14 protein-coding genes and 4 pseudogenes are annotated in these 19,335 nt (G+C 65.8%); 9 read left to right on the top strand and 9 right to left on the bottom strand.

Translation table 11 applies throughout. The annotated features are described in order from the left end of the window. Together AC07CM_RS48440 and AC07CM_RS48435 are read left to right on the top strand one after the other, a co-directional pair. A pseudogene (locus AC07CM_RS48440) lies at nucleotides 1-347 on the top strand (IS110 family transposase); the annotation flags it as partial. 929 nt (nucleotides 348-1,276) lie between these two features. Then, on the top strand, nucleotides 1,277-2,734 hold the full coding sequence (locus AC07CM_RS48435) for a SulP family inorganic anion transporter (RefSeq protein WP_478882978.1): 1,458 nt from the start codon (nucleotides 1,277-1,279) through the stop codon (nucleotides 2,732-2,734). 161 nt (nucleotides 2,735-2,895) lie between these two features. Here the strand turns inward: AC07CM_RS48435 and AC07CM_RS48430 are convergent, their stop codons facing one another. The 3 genes and pseudogenes from AC07CM_RS48430 to AC07CM_RS48420 form a co-directional block, all read right to left on the bottom strand. Further along, nucleotides 2,896-3,315: a transposase family protein gene (locus AC07CM_RS48430; protein WP_478882977.1), complete on the bottom strand. Its 420-nt coding sequence runs from the start codon at nucleotides 3,313-3,315 to the stop codon at nucleotides 2,896-2,898. Further along, nucleotides 3,230-3,508 (bottom strand): hypothetical protein, encoded by a 279-nt coding sequence (locus AC07CM_RS48425; RefSeq protein ID WP_478882975.1) that lies wholly within the window; start codon nucleotides 3,506-3,508, stop codon nucleotides 3,230-3,232. The genes AC07CM_RS48430 and AC07CM_RS48425 overlap by 86 nt, the downstream gene beginning before the upstream one ends. Before the next feature lie 879 nt (nucleotides 3,509-4,387). Beyond that, nucleotides 4,388-4,611: pseudogene (locus AC07CM_RS48420) on the bottom strand (MFS transporter); the annotation flags it as partial. A 211-nt stretch (nucleotides 4,612-4,822) separates the two neighbouring features. Between AC07CM_RS48420 and AC07CM_RS48415 the strand changes: the two are divergent. After that, nucleotides 4,823-5,725 carry a LysR substrate-binding domain-containing protein gene (locus AC07CM_RS48415; RefSeq protein WP_478882976.1) on the top strand — a complete coding sequence of 301 codons (903 nt, stop codon included), beginning with the start codon at nucleotides 4,823-4,825 and terminating at the stop codon, nucleotides 5,723-5,725. A 413-nt stretch (nucleotides 5,726-6,138) separates the two neighbouring features. On the opposite strand, the gene AC07CM_RS48410 is transcribed toward AC07CM_RS48415, so the two are convergent. Further along, nucleotides 6,139-6,924 carry an SAM-dependent methyltransferase gene (locus tag AC07CM_RS48410; RefSeq protein WP_478882974.1) on the bottom strand — a complete coding sequence of 262 codons (786 nt, stop codon included), beginning with the start codon at nucleotides 6,922-6,924 and terminating at the stop codon, nucleotides 6,139-6,141. Nucleotides 6,925-7,184: 260 nt separating this feature from the next. Continuing rightward, nucleotides 7,185-7,889, bottom strand: a pseudogene (locus AC07CM_RS48405) (IS110 family transposase); the annotation flags it as partial. 625 nt (nucleotides 7,890-8,514) lie between these two features. On the opposite strand from AC07CM_RS48405, the gene AC07CM_RS48400 reads away from it, so the two are divergent. Then, nucleotides 8,515-8,736 carry a hypothetical protein gene (locus AC07CM_RS48400; protein WP_478882973.1) on the top strand — a complete coding sequence of 74 codons (222 nt, stop codon included), beginning with the start codon at nucleotides 8,515-8,517 and terminating at the stop codon, nucleotides 8,734-8,736. A 287-nt stretch (nucleotides 8,737-9,023) separates the two neighbouring features. Further along, nucleotides 9,024-9,326 carry a WhiB family transcriptional regulator gene (locus AC07CM_RS48395; protein WP_478882972.1) on the top strand — a complete coding sequence of 101 codons (303 nt, stop codon included), beginning with the start codon at nucleotides 9,024-9,026 and terminating at the stop codon, nucleotides 9,324-9,326. 907 nt (nucleotides 9,327-10,233) lie between these two features. Here the strand turns inward: AC07CM_RS48395 and AC07CM_RS48390 are convergent. Together AC07CM_RS48390 and AC07CM_RS48385 are read right to left on the bottom strand one after the other, a co-directional pair. Then, nucleotides 10,234-10,878, bottom strand: a complete 645-nt coding sequence (locus AC07CM_RS48390) for a CGNR zinc finger domain-containing protein (RefSeq protein ID WP_478882971.1) — start codon at nucleotides 10,876-10,878, stop codon at nucleotides 10,234-10,236. Between the two features lie 245 nt (nucleotides 10,879-11,123). Beyond that, nucleotides 11,124-12,059, bottom strand: coding sequence for an IS701 family transposase (locus AC07CM_RS48385; RefSeq protein ID WP_478882970.1), 936 nt, complete (start codon nucleotides 12,057-12,059; stop codon nucleotides 11,124-11,126). Nucleotides 12,060-12,268: 209 nt separating this feature from the next. On the opposite strand from AC07CM_RS48385, the gene AC07CM_RS48380 reads away from it, so the two are divergent. The 3 genes and pseudogenes from AC07CM_RS48380 to AC07CM_RS48370 form a co-directional block, all read left to right on the top strand. Next, nucleotides 12,269-13,471 (top strand): IS110 family RNA-guided transposase, encoded by a 1,203-nt coding sequence (locus AC07CM_RS48380; RefSeq protein ID WP_478882969.1) that lies wholly within the window; start codon nucleotides 12,269-12,271, stop codon nucleotides 13,469-13,471. Between the two features lie 516 nt (nucleotides 13,472-13,987). Continuing rightward, entirely contained in the window at nucleotides 13,988-14,392 is a 405-nt protein-coding gene (locus tag AC07CM_RS48375; protein WP_478882968.1) for a hypothetical protein, read from the top strand. Nucleotides 14,393-14,529: 137 nt separating this feature from the next. Then, nucleotides 14,530-15,127 (top strand): annotated as a pseudogene (locus AC07CM_RS48370) (transposase); the annotation flags it as partial. Between the two features lie 269 nt (nucleotides 15,128-15,396). On the opposite strand, the gene AC07CM_RS48365 reads toward AC07CM_RS48370, so the two are convergent. Both AC07CM_RS48365 and AC07CM_RS48360 read right to left on the bottom strand, forming a co-directional pair. After that, entirely contained in the window at nucleotides 15,397-15,867 is a 471-nt protein-coding gene (locus AC07CM_RS48365; RefSeq protein WP_478882967.1) for a MarR family winged helix-turn-helix transcriptional regulator, read from the bottom strand. Nucleotides 15,868-16,458: 591 nt separating this feature from the next. Further along, nucleotides 16,459-17,466, bottom strand: a complete 1,008-nt coding sequence (locus AC07CM_RS48360) for an IS110 family RNA-guided transposase (RefSeq protein WP_478882966.1) — start codon at nucleotides 17,464-17,466, stop codon at nucleotides 16,459-16,461. 316 nt (nucleotides 17,467-17,782) lie between these two features. Here AC07CM_RS48360 and AC07CM_RS48355 point away from each other — a divergent pair, with 316 nt between their 5' ends. Continuing rightward, nucleotides 17,783-18,877, top strand: coding sequence for a metallophosphoesterase (locus tag AC07CM_RS48355; RefSeq protein ID WP_478882965.1), 1,095 nt, complete (start codon nucleotides 17,783-17,785; stop codon nucleotides 18,875-18,877). Nucleotides 18,878-19,335: the final 458 nt, after the last annotated feature.

The following is a 19,335-nucleotide window of genomic DNA, read 5'->3' as shown; positions in this document are numbered from 1 at the left end:
TCATCCCGCACCGCCGCGAACGCGGCCACACTCCCAGCCTGGAAAGAGGAACACAACACCTCCCACCGCAAGATCCGCGCCCGCGTCGAGCACGCGACCGCCGTCTCCGACGCCCGTTGGATCGCCCAGGTGGCCCAGCACGGGCTGGTCTCCCCGTCCTTCGTGCCACCACCGCTCATTCGTCGACTCCATGACCTCACCCGGCAACGCACCAGCCTGGTCCGAGAGCGTTCCCGCGCGCTGAACCGGCTGGAGAAGGTGCTCGAGGACGCGGGCAAAACGGCGACGGCTCCCACCACGCCATGCTCGGCATCGCCCGCCTGCACAACCTCGCCCTCGTCGGATGACAGGACACAGGCAGGCCATCCGGCATGCCGGAGATCATTTACGGGACAACCCTTTGGCACCTGGATGAGCACGCCTTCCGCGACCGCTGAACGTCGACCCTTATAGCATTCGCTCACTGACTTCAGTTCGTCAGCATGACTTTCATGAAATTCCGGGTAGGCGCGGTGTGGTGACTGTTTCGTCATTAAGTTCGGACCCTCGCTGACTTTCACTTCCGGCCTGCTCGTCGACAACAACCGGAGGATCAGAAGAAGACCTTCATTCAACGAGGCACTCGCGAACGCCAGGCGGTCGGGCAGCTGCTAGTGGCTGGCTGAACCGATCGCGATGGGCATCATGCCGCTTTCGCTCAATGGCTCTTAGGATTGACTTTCTTGCCTGCCCACCACTGGACAATCTGTGCTAATTGCGGCACCTAATGATCGACGGATTGTTGGTCGCGGAGGGCGGTAGGTGACGATAAGGATAGTGCCTACTACTGGGGAGCATGGAGACGATCGGTGAGCATCTTGGACTGGGAATTGAAGAGCCACCGGGATTTTCACCCCTGCGCACCGGCAGTCAAATCGGTTTCGTACCAGTCGTGTCGGCCCGGTCATTAAGAGCAAATCTGGATCTTGAAGGTGGCGCTGCGTGCCGCAGTTTGCGGTCGCGAGGTGATGCACTACGGCGGCGACGAGGTCGGCAGCTCGCGGCCATCGTCCTCGACTCATCGCGTCAGGATCCCGTCGAAATGGCGATGCTCTTCCGCGACACCGTCCTTTGCCTCAAGACAGGATCACTGGCGCCGACCTGCCCCGTGCCCCTGTCACCGACGAGGGTCCTGCTCTTCCTGTTCCGCCTGCCTGCTTTACGATCAACGATCGGAGTACCACTCGTGAGTGCCGAGCATCTATCAGACAACGCCAGCTGGTCTGTACGGAACGCGTTGGCGACTCCAAGGCGGCTGCGTATCGAGGTGCTGGCCGGTTTGGTGACGGCCCTGGCGCTGATTCCGGAGGCAATGTCGTTTTCTATCATGGCTGGCGTGGGCCCGAAGGTGGGGTTGTTCGCGGCGTTCACCATGGCGGTGACGATCGCGATCAGCGGCGGCCGACGCGCCATGGTCTCCGGGGCGGCAGGTTCGGTCGCACTGGTCGTCGCACCGGTGGTCCGCGATCACGGGCTACAATACCTGATCGCGACAACGCTGCTGGGCGGCGTATTTCAGATCGTCCTCGGCGTGGTCGGCGTGGCGAAATTGATGCGGTTCATCCCGCGCAGTGTCATGGTCGGGTTCGTCAACGCGCTGGCAATCCTGATCTTCAGCGCTCAGCTGCCGCACCTGATCGAGGTGCCGTGGCTGGTGTATCCCACGGTCGCGGCCGGATTGCTGATCATCGTCTTCTTCCCGAAGCTCACCACGGTGGTCCCCGCGCCGCTGGTGGCCATCATCGTGCTCACCGCAGTCAGCCTGTGGTTCGGGCTGCACCAGCCCACAGTCGGAGACGAGGGGGCGCTTCCCACCAGCCTGCCCACGTTGGTCGTCCCGCACGTCCCGATGACGCTGGACATGCTAGCGACCGTCGCCCCGTATGCGCTGGCCATGGCGCTCGTCGGATTGCTGGAGTCCCTGATGACCGCGAAACTGGTCGACGACGTCACCGACACCCACTCCGACAAAACCCGCGAAAGCTGGGGCCAGGGCATCGCGAACATCGTCACCGGGCTCTTCGGTGGCATCGGCGGCTGCGCCATGATCGGCCAGACGGTGGTCAATGTGAAAGTCGCCGGCGCACGCACCCGCATCTCGACCTTTCTCGCCGGTGTGCTCCTGCTCGTCCTAGTCGTCGGTCTCAGCGGGCTGGTCGGGCGTATCCCTATGGCCGCACTGGCCGCGGTCATGATCATGGTCTCGGTCAAGACCTTCGACTGGCGCTCTATAGCGCCGAAGATGCTGCGGCGGATGCCCATTGCTGAAACCACGGTGATGCTGGTGACGGTCGTGGTCACCGTCGCGACCTCCAACCTCGCCATCGGCGTCATCGTCGGCGTGCTCACCGCCATGGTGATTTTCGCCCACCGAGTCGCCCACTTCACCGAGGTATCCACTAGTCGCGCCGCCGACCACGACGCGACCGACACCCGCGTCTACAAGGTACGCGGCGAGCTGTTCTTCGCCTCCAGCAACGAGCTGGTCTATCAGTTCGACTACACCGGCGACCCGCCTAACATCGTCATCGATATGAGCGACACCCACATCTGGGACGCCTCCACCGTCGCCGCCCTCGACGCCATCACCACTAATTATCAGGCGAAAGGCAAGCATGTGGAGATCACCGGGCTCAACCCGGACTCAGAGCAACGGCACAGACGACTCAGTGGCCACTTCACCGGTGCCCACTAACGTGGCTGCCCTGGACGAGGGGGGAAGTCGCCACGTCAATCGCCCCAGTGCCCTCTTCAGACGAACCTGCAACGTTGTACCGGATCCTTCGCGAGCTCATGGCGCCGGAAGACAGGATTACTCTGACCACGCTCCCCCAGTAACGAGCCAATGAGGCATTTTCATCCTGCGTCTGAGCTGGCCTGATGGAGGGTGCGGACGGCTTGGACGCGGGTGGTCGAGCATCTCACCTTGCGGAGGAGTCGCCCGGTCTTGAGGTTGGCCATGGCCTGTTCGACAAGGGCGCGGATTTTGGCCTGTGCCCGGTTCACGGCCTGCTGACCTGCGGAAAGCGTCTCCCACCGGCCACGGTAGGGGGTCCGGACGGTGCCGCGAGCACCTTCGTAGCCCTTGTCCGCCCAGCAGTCCATGCCGGCTTGCTCGAGCGCGTCGATGATGCCGTGCTCGCGGGCCGCGCGAACGTCGGATGGCGCCTGGAAGCGCGGGCGAGGCCCACTACAGCCGTCCGAACGGGTCATGACCTGCTCGTTCATCCTGTGCTTCGTGTGTTTGCCGAAGTAGAAGGGCCGGTCGGCGGCGATCCCGTCGATCGGTAGGAGGTTCCCGTCGAGGAGGACGTACGCCTTCCGCGATGCCGTTCGGATGGCCTCGGAGGAGGTCGGAGTACGGACAGCAGGTCGACGCCTCGCAGATGTGACGGTAGGCGGTACTCATTCCGATCCGGAAACCGGCCGCGAGCTGGGCACACGTCGTCCTGTTCCGCAGATGCGTCATGGCCAGGAGGGCTTGACGGCTGGCCGAGAGTCGACGCCAGCGGCTGCCGATCCGGCAGCGGTGTTCACGCAGGCGAGCAGTGAGGAAACGCACAGATCGGCTGGACGCGTTCAGCCCGCACGGGGAGACAAGCAGACGAAGCCTCTGGTGGTCGAAGGGATCTTAGTCGTGACCCCGTCTATCAGGGGCTTCGCCCATCGGCCAGTCCAACCGTTAAGTACACAAGGCAAGTTGGCAAAGCTCAATTTTGGCAACGGACCACAGACCGCACGTGTCGGCAGGCCCAATGATGTACCTCCCTCGCACAAGGCATTTCACATGCCTCAAAAGCACATCGGGGCGGGGCACGACCTGCGGCTCGGCGCTGCGCGTGGCGGTTGGTCAGAGAGCCGGGTTTCTCCTGGATACGGCGACTGTTATGAAAGCGTTGATGTACGCGCAGAGCACGAGGTTCGCCTCAGCCCGTGGTGGTGAAGGTCCGACTGCGAATGTCCTCGGTCTTGATCGGCGTCCATAGGTTCTCAGCGAGTACCTTATGTAGAGTTTCCGCCCGACCCTATAGCACCTCAATTCCCGCCCGCATTGAGCGTGTTGTGAGCTTGATAGATGTGTGCTGTCAGGCGTGGGCGGAGGCTTCTCAGGCCACCACGCACCGAGAGAACGCATCACGGATCGCGGACAGCCATAAGGGTCCCTCGCTGGTGGGGATCATCGTTAGGTCGTGACCCGCGGCCGGTTCGTCTCCTCGGCTGTGAAGTCACGCTGGACCAGGTCAGGGGCGAACGGGCCCTTCCCGTCGCGGCGCGTGAAGACCTTGCGGCGCGGACAGGCGCCCACAAGATCGGACTCACGCATCAATCACTCAAAAGGGAGGCGCGAGAAGAGGGCCGCGCCCACGATGAGGACCGGTTTGCGGCTGAAGGTGTCCGGCAGCCCGCCGCAGACAGGCAGTGAGATGGTCGCGGCGCGCAGGTAGCCGGAGAACAGCCATGAGAATGTAAAGAAGCCGCCGAGGTCGCCGACGATCTGCGGTGCGGCGTGGAGACGATGGTGGAGTCGAGCGCCGCCAGCGTCATGGTCGGCATGACCCCGGCTGCGACGGCATGCTCGTGGGGTCAGTGCTATTGGCCGGTTATGGGGATGGTCGTGTCCGTCGGCCGCGCTGGCATGGCGGGGTGCCTCCTTCGCTGGCCCGGTTCGTATCTCCGCGACGACCGCGGTCGTGACGGTGGGCACACTCATCAATTCAGAAGGCGAATTTCTGCGACAACTCTCATTGCTGATCGTAATGGGCTGACCTATGGTGGGGCTGTGATGTTTCCTCCGGAGCAGGTGCGGACGTTTCTGGCCGTGGCGCAGTCGTTGAGCTTTACCCAGGCCGCAGCGGCGCTGGGCCTAGGACAACCCACGGTGAGCCAGCACATCCGTAAACTCGAGCGGGCGGTGGGCCGGCCCTTGCTCGTCCGGGACACGCGCAGCGTGACGCTGACCGTCGACGGGGAAGCGATGGTCGGCTTCGCCCGCTCCATCCTCACCGCGCACGCTCAGGCGGCCGACTACTTCACCGGCACCGGCGTGCAAGGCCGGTTGCGCTTCGGAGTGACCGACGACCTTGCACTGACCCAGGTACCGCGGATCCTACGGGACTTCCGCCACCTCAACCCCGGCATCACCTTGGACCTCACCGTCTCCCAAGGCGTGTATCTGCAACGCCGAGTGGAATCCGGCCACGTCGACGTTGCCTTCCTCAAGACCAGCGCAGGAGACGGGCGGGGCCAGCTGGTGCGCCGGGACCGGCTGGTCTGGGCCGCCGCCGAAGGCACCAGCCTGCCACGGGACGCGGAACGACCAGTGCCCCTCATCGTCTACCAGGCTCCAAGCCCCAGCCGAGCACTGGCCGTACAAGCACTGGAGGAGGCAGGCATCAAACATCGTGTGGTCTGCACGGCACGCGGGGTCAACGCCGTGCTCGCCGCCACCCGCGCTGGCCTCGGCATCGCGATCTTCGCCCGCAGTCTGCTGCCCAGCGACCTCGTCGAACTACCCGCCGGCGTTGGACTGCCCGATCTTGGCGAACTCGACCTCGTCCTGCTGACCAACCCCCACGCCCCCACAGAACGCGTGGAGGCGTTGACCACCGCCATTCTCGCGCACACCAACCGCATCCGCCCCATCCACAACACCCGCCACTGGTCGACCGAACCCCCCGTGCCGTAATCCTCGGAACCCGCCCCTCCGGCCCGGATTGAGACCGTGATTTTGGCAATGCTGGCAGACACTCATGCGGTCTTCCCGTCGGCTCAGGTGCCCCAGCGTGGATCTGCAGATGTCCACCTTGGTCTTCCCCGCGGACGCGACGTGCTCCGTCCTGCTGCGTCATGGGGCGCTCGCTCAACCGCATCCCAAGCCAGCTCGCATGCAGGTCGTGCGGCGTCGTTGCGCACGTCGACCGGAACGCTTCCACGGCCTCGCCCACCGCGGCCAGAGCGTGTGGATTGCGGGGCGTGAGTCACGCGTCCCAGCCACCTAGCCGCAAGGCTGAACGGCTCAGACGCGGGAGGCCACCCCACAGCCAGTGAGACCCTACCGGCAGTCTGGCCCTTTAGGACCGGGTAGTTGACAACATATGGTCAGGGAAGGCGTGCGACTCCGCCATAGATGCCACTGGCCTCCTGCAGCGGGGCAGGTGTGTCCTTGAACCACTTCGTCGTGACGACCAGGCCGGGTTCGATGAGGTCGAGGCCGTCGAAGAAGCGGAGGATGTCCGCGCGGGTCCGCATGGTCAAGGTCACGCCTCCGGCGGCGTACTTCTCGCACACTGTGGCCGCTAGTTCCGGAAGAAGGTCCGAGGAGCCGTGTGACAATACGAGGTAGCTGCCGGAGGGCAGCGCCTCCACCAGCGTGTGGACGACGTGGTACGGCTCGTGCTCGTCAGGCACGAAGGGCATGAGCGCGATGAGCGAGAGTGCGATCGGGCGGTCGAAATCCAGGATATGGCGGGCGTGTTCAAGGATCGTGTGGGGGTCACGAACATCCGCCTGGATGTAATCAGTGGCCCCTTCGGGCCTGCCGATCAGGAGAGCCTGGGCATGCCGCAGCACGATGGGGTCGTAATCGGTGTAGACAACCCGTGCCGTCGGGACGACCGCCTGCACGATCTGGTGCAGGTTCGGTACGGTTGGGATACCGGTGCCGATGTCGAGGAACTGGTCGATGCCTCTGTCGGCCACCCAGGCCATTGCCCGGTGCATGAACTCCCGGTTTTGCCGCGCCGCGGCCTTAGCCGCGGATGGCAGCGAGTCTCCGACCTCCCAGTCGGGCGGGTAGTTGTCCTTGCCGCCCAGCAGATAGTCGTAGACACGCGCCGGGTGAGCCGTGGCGGTGTCTATCCGCAAGCTTGGGATGTCTGCCGCCATGATACCTCCGTTACACCAAGGGCAAATGAAGTGGAAGATACACGCTCGTCTCGGTGCAGCGGGTGAACTGCAGGTGGCGATGGAGTGTCAGGAGAAGCAGGTGAGGGGGCTGACGGGAGTTACCCAGATCGTACGCTCCTGCGCCCCCAGTGGCAGCCATGTGTCAGGCAGCGACAGGAAGCTCGGCGCCTGAGATGCTCTGGACCTGGCTTGCCACTACTCACCCTGTCGCCAGGCTCGCCGTAAGCGGACGAGCCAGCGATGATCGGCGGTTGGTAGGCCCACTCGGCGCGAAAGACGTCGCGGAGGCGGTCGGCCTCCTCCTCGATGCCGCGCTTGCGGCCGGCACCCTTGAGTGCGGCCTGGAGCTGAGCGCGAGTCAGCCTGGCAGCCCGGGTCGGAGTCGGTGCTGCCCGGAGGAGTTCACGAGCCTCTGGACGGCACAAACCGTTGGCCCAGGTGGCGAAGGCATCAAGGGCGGCCGGATAGTACTCGCGCAGGAGGGAACGGAGCTGGTTGGCGAGTTGCTGTCGGTTCCACAGCGATTCCTGCTGAGCGCGAGCCAGGACGGCGATGGCCCGGCCGAGGTCGCTGTCTTCAGGCAGCGGGCGGTGGGCGAGCATGTCGGTGCGCAGGATGTTCGCCAGCACGAGAGCGTCGCAGGGATCGGACTTCTTGCGCGAGACACTGTGCCGGTCGCGGTAGCGTGCGGCGGCCATCGGGTTGATCGCGTACACCTTCCGCTTCCAAGTCCGCAGCACCGCGACCAGCAGCCCTCGGGAAGTTTCGATCGCCACCGGGATCGGGTTCTCTTCGGAGTCGTCGTACTCGGTGAGCAGGTCCAGCAGCAGCTTGTAGCCGGCCGCGTCGTCGGTGATGTGCCGCTTGGCCACCATCATGCCGGCGTCGTCGACCAGTGCGACGTCGTGGGTTCGTTCCGCCCAGTCGATTCCGCCGTAGATCAAAAGCCCCTCCCCATAAGCAGATGTTTGCGCTGGTCACGAGCGCATGCGGGCCACGCGAGCGACCTAATCCAGGCATCAACCGACTCGCAGTCGTGCCTCCACCTCACTAGCCGTTCGTGGCACCAGCACACCCCACGGGCCCCGGTCTATGCAGGAACTCAAACAACTCGGACCTATCAAGAGGTCACCGTGCAGCGGACTCGCACCACCAACAACAACGAGTGATCAAGCTGAACGTGTTGACGTCGAGAGGGCGTCCAGCGCCGCAGTCTCTGCGCAGCGTCGCCACCAGGTCGCCAGCAGCCGTACGCCGCCGCACGTTGCAATGTGGTGGCAGCCAAGAGGACGCCGGACGCCGCACGGTCTGTCAGAAGGCCTTGAGGCCAGGATGGCAGTAGGCGTCCGTCCGGCGCCCACGAGACCGTCAGCAGTACGGCGCGTCCCTGCAGAGTTCGTGCGACCGTGGCCGTCGCCACGAGGCGTTCCAGGGTGCTACGCAACAAGGGCGGTGTTGCAGGCCCGCTTGGGGTGTTGCTGTTCCAGTTCGTCGCGGACTTTACCAACTGTGCGCGGTTCTCCCTGGTAGCTGTCCAGGATGGCGGTCAGGAGCTCGCCTAGAGTAGGTGTGGCGGCTGTCGTCTTCGTTGCCTTCTTCTCGGTCTTCCCGCCTTTGGCCGATGTCAGTCTCGTGCTCTTGGCTGGCGTCCGCGGCTGCGGAACTGTCGCTCCCTCCGCCGCACTGAAGGAGGCGGTGGCGGTCTTCTGGCTGGCCTGGTCCCTGCACATGGAAGCTTTGATGCCGGTCAGCCATGTCTCCTCCGCCTGCAGTTGGGTCAGCCGTGCCTAGATTTGTTCCACCTGTCGGCTAAGGTGCTGCTGCTCCGCACGGTTGTGCTTGAGGTCAGCCGCGACCTGCTGCGCATGGCGGTCCTGGATCGGGTTGCTGTTGGCTGTATCGGGCACGGGTCACGCCCTTCATCGTTGTTTGATGTTGCCTCGGGATGTTACCCACGGTTGCACGCACAGACCTGCCGTGTCTCGGGCGAGACCGGAACGGGATGCTGCGTTAAGGGGTGAAGGCCAGTACTGCACAGGCTTCATGCCTGGTCGTGTGAGTAGGGTCCTGGTGGGTTGATGGGGGAGGGGAACGTGATGGACGGGCATTGGACTGAAAACGCCGCGTGCTGGGGCACAGACCCGGACGCGCTGTTCGTTCAGGGCGCCGGGCAGAAGCGCGCCACGGCCGTATGTACTGGCTGTCTGGTGCGTGCCGAGTGTCTGGCCGAGGCGCTCGACCAGCGCGTCGAGTTCGGCGTGTGGGGCGGGATGACCGAACGCGAGCGCAGATCACTTCTACGCCGCAATCCCCACGTCATCTCCTGGCGTTCGGTTCTGGAGCAGGCACGCGCCGCCCACGAGCGGCTCCGCGCCGGCTAAGGACGCTCGGAACCGAGGGGATCCGAGGCTGTGAGGATGGGCAAGCCGCCCTCCTACACCGAGCCCTGCACGGGCCCGGTTCTCGCGTGCTGGGGCGCCCGGTCGGATGCGCCAGGTGCGGATCCGGTCCGCTGCCCTATACAGGGTGGCCTGATGCCCCGGACGAGTTCCACCCATGCCCCATGGGACGGGACGATCCTCTCTCCGAAGGCGTTCATGTATGCAACGGCGACCTGGCATGCATACAGCGAATTCCGATACGGCAGGGGCACAAGGCGGACGATCGTGTGCGGGTGTGAGGCGGCCCGGCCAACGGGCTGCGGATCTTGTGCCGGGCGACCGCGGCCATCGTCAGCCGTTGCCGTGTCGGCGGCATGCCTATCGGGGGCGACGAGGACGAGCGCCCCGCGCTTCCGCTGGACTAATGGTCAGGATGTTCTGCACCGTCACCGCACCCAGGCCGGTGTGCTGTTCGACGCTCTCGATTGCCTCTTCAGTTGGCCGGGCTGTTGGCACAGTGGCCGGGCGTGGCCGGTGATCAGCAGCAGCGAGGCTCCACTGGGGCAGGGAGGCGCCTGGTGACGTTGATGGATCTGGCGGTCCGGCAGGCCCTGCGTTCGGCGTGCCGTTACCGAAACGGGTGCGGTCCTGGCCGCTGGCATGTTGTGCCGCAGATTCGGCCCGGCGGCCAGCACGTGGTTAAGAGGTGGTGCTTCGCCGGGTGAGGGCCGCGACCGCCGGCGCTGAAGTCTTTGTCTCGAGTCAACCGGGCCAGCGTTCCACTGCTGGCCCGGCCCTGCCCACGCTGCCAACGGGCCCTGGCTGCCGCCGGAATAACCCGTGCCCACTACACCACCAGCCACGGCACAGTGGACACTATGACCATCCCCACGAGCCACCACCGGCCTCACTCCGCCCCGGCATTGGCCTGAATTGCCCGATCATGCTGCGACGGTGGGCCTTGCTCTACCGCCAGCGGATGCCGGTCCCGTGGGGCCGCCGCTTCCTTGCGTCGCGCTCTGTACGCGGCCACATGGAGCCGGTTGCCACAGGTCCGACTGTCACAGAACCGCCGTGAGCGGTTACGGGAGAGGTCGATGAAGGTACGCCAGCAGTCGGGCGCCTCGCAGCGGCGCAGCCGCTTCTGCTCCCCGGTGAGCACGAAGTAGGCAAGTGCCATGCCGCAGTCGGCGGCCAGATGATCGGCGACCGAGGGGCCCTGAGTGACGTAGTGCACATGCCAGTCGCAGGCGTCGTGGTCCGTCAGCCGGGGGGTGGTTCCTGCAGCGGCAACCAGCTCGTTGATCATCCCGGCGGCCGTATGCGCATCTGGCGCTCCCAGGATCCCGGCGAACCGGCCCCGCATCTGACGTACCGCAGAAAGATCGAACTCAGACAGGGGCCCACCGTTCTTGATTCCGTGGTCCCGTACGAAATTCCCGAGGGCTGCGACGTCCCGCAGTCCGTCCGGAGTCGTGTCGTCCTCCGGTGCCGTGTTTATCATGTCGACCACAATGTGCAGCGCTTTCCGGGTGTCGTGGCTGATCAGCACGTCTTGCTCCCTGGTCTGAAGTCGGGCACCGGCCCGCCGATCGTCACCTCAGCGCCTCCGGTCTTGCCACCGACAATTCGTCCAGCACCGGACACCGGAGTTCAGCACACATTTCCCACTGGCAACTACTACTGTAGTGCTTGGTCAGGTTCGTATCGGTGTGGGTATGTCGCGGTGGCAGGTGGGGCAGGCACCGGTCCAGAGGGCGAGGAGTGTCTGTAGCTCGCGGACGACCTGGTAGAGGCTCAGGCCGGTGCCGCGTCTTTTGGGGTCCGGGCCAGTTGTTGCAGGGTGCAGAAGGCATGGGCGGCGGAGACGAGGGTGACGTGGTGGTGCCAGCCGCGCCAGGTTCGGCCCTCGAAGTGGGCAAGTCCCAGGGCCTGTTTCATCTCCCGGTAGTCGTGTTCGATGCGCCAGCGGAGCTTGGCGAGCCGGACCAGTGTGCTCAACGGCATGCCGGAGGGCAAGTCGGACAGCCAGTACTGCACCGGCTCGCTCTCGTCGGCGGGCCATTCGGCCAGCAGCCAGCACACGGGCAGTTCCGGGCCGTCAGTCACCTGGCGGACCTCGCGTCCGGCAGGCCGGATGCGCAGGGCCACGAAGCGGGAGTACATCCGCTTGCGGCCGGAGCGGCCGGTGCCGGGCCGGGAGCCCTCCCGCCACTGCACCGGCCTGGCCGCTTTCCGTCCCGCCGCGATGACCAGCTCTTTCACCGGCTGCGGCTTGTCGGGATACTTCGCCACCGGTGGGCGTCCGGTCCCGGAGTACGGCTCGGCCACCGGCACCGCGCTGGCGGGCTGGGCCGTCAGGGTGCTGGAGATTCCCACCACGTAGTTCAGGCCGCGGGCCTGCAGTCCGTGCCGGAACGCGACAGCGTCGCCGTATCCGGCGTCCGCGACGGCCAGCGGCACCTCGATGCCCCAGGAGCGTGACTCATCGAGCATGTCCAGGGCCAACTTGGCATCCGCTGACCTCAGAGCCGCTGTCAGGCCAGGCGCCAGGCCGGCCAGGTGTTTCACCACCGCGTGAACGTAGGTGTGTGCCGTCCCGGTGCTGATGCCGAACCCAGCCGCGACCTGCTGCAGGGTGTCGTTCTTCCGTAGATACACCAGTGCGACCATCGCCCGGCCCGAGGGCGGCAGCTTGCACCGTCGGTCACCCTCTCGGGTGACGATCAGCATGGTGACCCCTTAAGAATGCTGGTGGTCCGGGAGGACTGGGTGTGGCTGATGGTGACCTGCCGTTGATGGCTCGGAGTGAGTGGCCGCCCGGTCCTTCGGGACGCTCCGGCTGCTGATTGAGAACTGCGGTCATCGCTGGTTAAGGGCTTGGCGGCGGAGTGTTCCCCGGACCCGGAGAGTGCTGGTGTCTGGGGAACGGAGCGGTGACGGTGACGGAACGTCACGGACAAGTCTGGGTCGGCGTCGACGCCGGCAAGGCCCATCGCTGGGCGGTCGGAGTCAACGCCAGCGGAGAGAAGGTGTTCTCGAGGAAGGTCGTCAACGGTGAGGACGAGATCCTGGCCCTGATGGTGGCGGCGTGCGAGATGGCCGACGAGGTGCGGTGGGCGGTGGACATCTGCGGCCGGGCCTCGACACTGCTGCTTGCACTGTTGATCGCCCATGGCCAGAGCGTGGTGTACGTGCCTGGGTGCACGGTCAACCGCATGTCCGGGGCCTACCGCGGCGAAGGCAAGACCGACGCCAAGGACGCCCTGGTCATCGCCGACACCGCGCGTATGCGCCAGGACTTCACACCGTTGAGCCTCCCGGACGAGACCGTGGCAAATCTCCAGCTGCTCACCGCTCACCGAGCCGACCTGATCGCCGACCGGGTACGACTGATCAACCGCCTGCGCGATGCCCTGGTGGGCATCTGCCCTGCTCTGGAGCGGGCCTTCGACTACTCAGCAGCCAAGGGACCGGTCGTCCTGCTGACCGAATACCAGACCCCGGCCGCCCTGCGACGGACCGGCGTCAAGCAGCTCGCGGACCGGCTGGCACGACGCGCGGTCCGCAGTGCAGCCGAGGTCGCCGCCCGCGCGGTCGAGGCAGCCCAGTGCCAGGTGACTGCTCTGCCGGGCGAAAAGCGAGCCGCCAAACTCGTGTGCGACCTCGCTCATCAGCTCCTCGCACTCGACGAGTGGATCAAAGACACCGACCGGGAGATCCGCGAGGCCTTCCACCACGACGAGCGCGCCGAAGTCATCGAATCCCTGCCGGGTATGGGCCCCATCCTCGGGGCCGAGTTCCTCGCCATCGTCGGAGACCTGTCCGGCTACGCAGACGCCGGCCGCCTGGCCGCCCACGCGGGACTGGCCCCGGTGTCGCGCGACTCCGGCCGCCGGACCGGTAACCACCACCGGCCCAAGCGCTACCACCGCCGCCTGCGACACGTCTTCTACATGACCGCCCAAACCGCCATGATGCGCCCCGGACCCTCCCGGGACTACTACCTCAAGAAACGCGCCGAAGGACTGATCCACCTCCAGGCACTGCTCGCCCTCGCCCGCCGCCGAGTCGACGTCTTATGGGCCATGCTCCGTGACAAGAGGCACTACACCCCCACCCCACCAGCCGCCCACTCGGCTTGACACCATCATTGAGACTCACTCCACGAGTGGATGCGGGACATCGAGTACGGCACGATAGGGAACCAACAGAGCCCCAAGGCCGAAGAGTTGAGCATAGACACCTTGCTCAACAGCCTTGGGGCTCTGCCCGTTTCACGGCCACAGCCCCCTCACCCGATCGGGGGCCGAGCTGAAAAGACTCATTGGTCGCTTTACTGTCCGCCGATGAGCCCGGCCACAGCATGCCAACCCGTTGCCGTACGGCGGGCGGGCTGGGGGCGGCGGGCCGCCATGAGACGACTCCGGACCCCGTCCGGGTTCCGGGCCGCATACCGGCCTTCTGCGTCGGCCCGGATGCTGGCAACCAGGGGCGGCAGGTCGGTCCTTCATGAAGTCCTGCCGCCATGCCGCCTTCCATGGCTTGGCGCATCTCGTCGGTGATCTTGATGGGGTTCACCGCTGGACCATCGTCCCCGGATGGCCATAGCCCGACCTTCCGTGGCAGGCTTTGGGCCCAAAGGAAAGGGAAATGCCGCGATGAGCGAGATGCCGGAGACCGAGCGCAATGTGTGCCCCGACTGCCTCGCCGGCGCTGGCGCGGCCAACGCCTGCGTCGGAGCTGGGCTGCCCATGGAGATCTGGCACGCGCCCGACTGTCCGCAGTGGATCATCATGCAGATCAACTGGGAGGCAGACTTCCGGCGCATCAACGAAGAGGACGCATGGGCCAAGGGAATCTTCCCGGCCGCGCACGAACGCCTCAAGCAGGCCGCCGCCGCAGTCGGACCGGGCACGGCCGCCCAACCGTTCATCAACGCGCTGACCGAACTGGCCCAGGCGCAGGCCGACACCGCGGGCTTCGTCGACCTGCACCAGTGGGCGCAGATTCTGGAGCGGCACTTCCCGCCCCAACTACCCAACCCCCACCACGCCACCGAGTAGCGCCGACGGATACCACCGTACCTACCAAAGGCCCGACTATGGTGACGGGGATGCTGCGCACGACGACATGCGTGCGTACGTGCTCTAGGATCTGCGCGATATGGATGGGGGCTCGTGGACGACGAGCCCAGGGGCGTGAAAAAGGGCTGCATATCGTCGGTGTCCAGCGCCAGCACACCGGCGACAGCCAGGAGTATCGAACACGCTCAGGTTGCCTTCTACCTCGTCTACGCAGGCCGCCGCGGACGCGCTCTGGTGGACCGTGAACTGTCCATCAGGCGCTATGGACCACTGATCCGGACCGCCGCCGGGCCGCCGGATTGGACGAGGACACTGCCTTCGCCACCAAGCCGGAGCTGGGTGCCCGGATGATCGACCGTTTCGTCGACGCCGGGCACTGCGTGAGGGGGTTACGGCGGCGAGGCCTACAGCAGCAAACCGAAGCTGCGTGCCGCTCTGGAAGAGTGCCAGGTCGGTTACGTGCTCGCCGCCGCCTTATCGTCCGAAGTCACGATTATCGCCGACGAGTTCCGTACGGTCACCGTGGCCGCGAAGGTACCGAGTCGGACCTGGCAGAAGCTGTCGGCAGGGGCTGGTGCCAAGGGGCATCGTGACGGTCCTCATCGATTTGATCGAACCCCGCCCCGGCGGTTACCAGCTGGGAATCGCCGCAACCGTACCAGCGCCGAACTCGCCTCCTACCGCTGCTACGCGCCTGCCCGGTGCCCCATCACCATCCCCCTGTTTGTGCGGGATCCGTATGTCCTTCGCCAAGCGGGGCGTGAGGTTTTGGATTCACAGAAGGTGCCCCTGAGAGGTATCCCGATGGGACGGAGGGACCTGACGCGAGCAAATGCGGTTTGAGGCTGCCGGGTTGTTCGCTCACAAGGGATAGCACGACCGCAGGTTGCACGGCGGTAACGGGTTTCTTGCAGGTCGGCGCGTGCCTGGTATGCCTGTCGGGGGTATGGCGGGATCAGGGCACCACTGTGTGGTGCCCTGATCTACCAGGGGTGCCGTGCGATCGATTCATTGAGCCGCGTAATGAGGGCGCTGAGGTGTTGGAGGTTTTCGTCGGGCCAGTCCGACAGAACTCCTTCGAGGAGTCGGGTGCGGTGGGCGGTGGCCTGATCGAGATGGTGACGTCCGGATTGTGCGAGTTCGACCCGGCGTATGCGCTGATCCACGGCGTCTTGGATGCGGCGCACCAGGTTCTGTGCGGCGAGTTGGTCGATGACGCGCGTGGCGCGGGCGCGGTCTGTCAGGAGCAGGTCGGCGATGTCGGACGGTGCGGGAGGGGGTGGCGAGCTGGCTTCGACGAAGCGCAGCACCCGATAGCCGGTCGCTGTGACCCCTCGTGGCAGTCCGCCCAGGAAGCGCTCTCTGATCATTGGGCTGTACAGCCCGAACCGGCCGTGCCGCAGTTCCCGCAGCGCACTGTCCAGCTCGCGTATTGTGCCCGCTCGCTCGTTCACACGGACAGCCTGCTGTCCGCCGTCGTGCGGTGCAATCAGTGCGGCGGAGATGGTTGTCAGGGTTCGGTCTCCCGTCGGTTTCGGGGCAGAGGCGATTGGTGCACTGTTCACGGCTCGCCGGTGTCACACATGAGGGGGATCATGGGACGTTCTCGGCATGACGACGACATGCACATGCTCACACCTGCCGGCCGGTACAACGGAGGGAGGATTCGGCGAGCGGAAGGCGAGCGGTAGGCGGGAGCCAGGTCATGGTGTGAGCCGGCGTGCCCTGCTCGGTGCGGCCGGTGTGACAGGCGCCGGTTGGGGAGCGCTGTCCGCTTCCCGACCGGCGGCCGCCTCACCGCTGTTGTGGGTGAGGCCGGAAGGGTCGGGCATGCCGCCGGTGAGCGGCCTCCACCTCCAGTTCGGCGCGGATGCCTCCCGTGAGATGGTGGTGTCCTGGCAGACACCGGTACCGGTGCGGCGGCCTCGGGTTCTGCTCGGCACGCCGGCCAATGGGCATCGAGCACGGGCGACAGCCCGTCTCATGGGATGTTGCGAGCTCACCCGGGGTCTGCGACCACCCCTGGCGGTTGTCGTCGGCTGCTGTCATCGGGACCCCCGCCGGTCGTGTGAGGCCTCGACGGCGCGCAGCAGATGGTAGGCGCGGGCCAGCAGGCGGCGGGCGATCGCAGTGGTGGCGATCTTCTTGCCCCGGCGCCGGGCGAGGCTTTGGTAGGAGGAGGCGAACTCCGGCGAGCGTTTCGCGGTCTGGGCGGCCTCACACAAGATCCACCGCAGCCAGTCCGAACCCTGCTTGGAGATGTGGCCGTGCCGGACCGTCGTATCCGAGCTGCGGACCGTGGGGGTGAGCCCCGCCCACGCGGTGAGCTTGCGGGCGGAGGGAAAGCGGCTGACGTCACCGATCTCGGCGACGATGACCAGGGCGGTGAGCGTGCCCACCCCCGGCAGCCGGGTGAGTGCTTTTACCCGCGGATCACCACGGGCGTGCGCGACCAGCTGCTGGTCCAGGGCGTCGATCGGCTCTTTGAGGGCGTCCATCAGGACCAGGAGATCGTCGACCACGCGGCGGGAGGCGTCCGGCAGGTCCAGGCCGTCGAGCCAGACCCGGCCCGGGGCGGTGAAGTAGCCGCCCGGCCGGTCGCAGCCGTGGTCCGCCAGGACGGCGTGGACCCGGTTGCGTAGCAGGGTCCGCAGCCGCACCAGCTGGCAGCGGTGCCGCAGCAGGGCCCGCTGCTGGCGGACGTCCAGGGGGGCGATCCACGCCTCCGGGAGAAGGTCGGCCCGCAGCAGCTGGGCCAGGGTCGCGGCGTCGACCTTGTCGTTCTTCAGCCGGGCGGAGGCGATGGCCTTGCAGCGCAGCGGGTGCACCAGATGTGGCTCGAAGCCGTAGTCCTCCAGCAGTTCCACCAGCCAGCCCCAGCCGTAAGCGGCCTCGAAGGCCACCGGGGCCCCGATCGGAAGATCCCCGATCACGGAGAGCACCGTCTCGACCCCGTTGGGCACGTTCCGATTCACCTGCACCGCATCGTCGTGATCAACGACCGCGATCTGCGAGCGCTTGCGGTGCACATCGATTCCGACGTAAACCGACATTGAGAGCCTCCTTCCCGAGCACGTACGGGACCCGGAACCAGAATCCACCGGGCTGTGCAGGGAAGGGGGCCCGGCCCTCATAGAGTCAGCACAGACCGTCTCCTACAAGGACGCAGCATCCGGACGGACGATCTACGTCCATCACGCCTGGCTGCGCCAGCTGCGTCCCCACTCCGAGTACGTCTACGCCGCTGTGCACGAGGGAGCCACACCCGAGCCGGGGACATTTAGGACGGCACCGATTGGCAGGGCACCCTTCACCTTCACCAGCGTCGGCGATCAGGGCACCCCCACGGTGGGGAAGGTAGACGGGCCCATGCCGTCAAAGATCACCGCAAAGCTCACCTATCTCAACGACAATCTCGGCTCGCCCTACGCGGGGGATGTGACCACGGCGGTGGAGCGCGTCGCGCCACTGTTCCACCTCATCAACGGCGACCTATGTTACGCGAACTTGGCCGTCGACCGAGTCCGTACGTGGTCGGACTGGTTCGACATGACCACCAGGTCGGCCCGGTTCAGGCCCTGGATGCCGGCGGCCGGCAACCACGAGAACGAGCTGGGCAACGGGCCAATCGGATTCGCCGCTTACCAGGCGTACTTCGCGTTGCCGGGCAACGGCGGCGATCCGGAAACCGCAGGACTGTGGTACGCGTTCACCGTCGGATCGGTACGTGTGATCAGCTTGGCCAACGACGACGTGGCCTACCAGGACGGCGGCAACTCTTACATCCGCGGCTATTCCGCAGGCGCCCAACGACGCTGGCTGGAGACAGAACTGGCCCGCAGCCGGGCTGACCGTGACATCGACTGGATCGTGGTCACCATGCACCAAGTCGTCATCTCCACCGCCGACCACCCGGGCAATGGCGCCGACCTGGGCATCCGCCAGGAATGGCTGCCGCTGTTCGACCGATACGGCGTGGCCGTGGTCGTCTGCGGTCACGAGCACCACTACGAGCGATCACATCCGATACGCGGCCACCAGCCGAACGACACGATGACGCCCGATCCAACGGCCACCCGCACCGACCTCGTCGACACCACCGCAGGCACCGTCCACCTAGTCATCGGCGGAGGCGGCACATCCATCCCGTCCAAGGACGTACTCTTCGACACCCCTCAGTGCAACGTCATCACCGGCGTCGGCCCCACCGGGGCGAACGGCAAGAAGACACCCGTGTACGTGACGGAAGCAGCACCATGGTCGGCAGTCCGGGACCGCGTCAACCCTTACGGCTTCGTCGCCTTCTCCATCGACCCCGGCATCCTGGCCGGAGGACACACGAGCATGGCGGTCACCTACTACGCAGTCACCGGCCCCTACGGCCAGATCAAGCCGGTCGACACCTTCACGCTGCGCCGTACCCGGAACGACGGCACGAAGCAGAGGTCAGGTACCTTGGGCTGAAGCCCGAGGTAAGTCTCGTCCGCCATTGGCTATGGCGTCTGGCCTACGTCGAACACCTTGACGGTGTTGGAACGATTGACTGCGCCCCGCTGATCACACAGCCTCGCCACCGTGGGCGATCGCGTGTGCTTCGCCGCTCACGCGAACCAGGCCGGGGCGGAGAATGTCATCAACGGGGCCGGGCTGGTCCTCTGCGACATATCCACCGACACAGGAAACCCACGCCATTCGTCGTGGTGGAGTCACGTAACATCGGCTGCCTCGTCAAGGACACCGAAGATCGTCCTGTTGCGCCCGCACCACATCAGCATGCTGTCCGAGGAGAGCGGCTGGAGCAATCGCGGCAGCGCGGCGACTAAGAGTTGTCCCGTAGCTGCTGGTCACGGGTGAGATGATCTTGATGTGGCTGGTGTGATCACGGCGTCAGAGCCGTCCTGGATAGCCCCGTTCACCGGGCT

Source organism: Streptomyces sp. NPDC044061 (genome assembly GCF_056434305.1).
This window is presented reverse-complemented; position numbering and strand designations above follow the sequence as displayed.

Bases quoted from the DNA above. Each gene is read 5' to 3' on its own strand.
- AC07CM_RS48425 (WP_478882975.1), bottom strand. From the start codon at position 3,508: ATGACGCATCTGCGGAACAGGACGACGTGTGCCCAGCTCGCGGCCGGT.
- AC07CM_RS48415 (WP_478882976.1), top strand. From the start codon at position 4,823: ATGTTTCCTCCGGAGCAGGTGCGGACGTTTCTGGCCGTGGCGCAGTCG.
- AC07CM_RS48410 (WP_478882974.1), bottom strand. From the start codon at position 6,924: ATGGCGGCAGACATCCCAAGCTTGCGGATAGACACCGCCACGGCTCAC.
- AC07CM_RS48395 (WP_478882972.1), top strand. From the start codon at position 9,024: ATGGGGGAGGGGAACGTGATGGACGGGCATTGGACTGAAAACGCCGCG.
- AC07CM_RS48385 (WP_478882970.1), bottom strand. From the start codon at position 12,059: ATGCTGATCGTCACCCGAGAGGGTGACCGACGGTGCAAGCTGCCGCCC.
- AC07CM_RS48375 (WP_478882968.1), top strand. From the start codon at position 13,988: ATGAGCGAGATGCCGGAGACCGAGCGCAATGTGTGCCCCGACTGCCTC.
- AC07CM_RS48360 (WP_478882966.1), bottom strand. From the start codon at position 17,466: ATGTCGGTTTACGTCGGAATCGATGTGCACCGCAAGCGCTCGCAGATC.
- AC07CM_RS48355 (WP_478882965.1), top strand. From the start codon at position 17,783: ATGCCGTCAAAGATCACCGCAAAGCTCACCTATCTCAACGACAATCTC.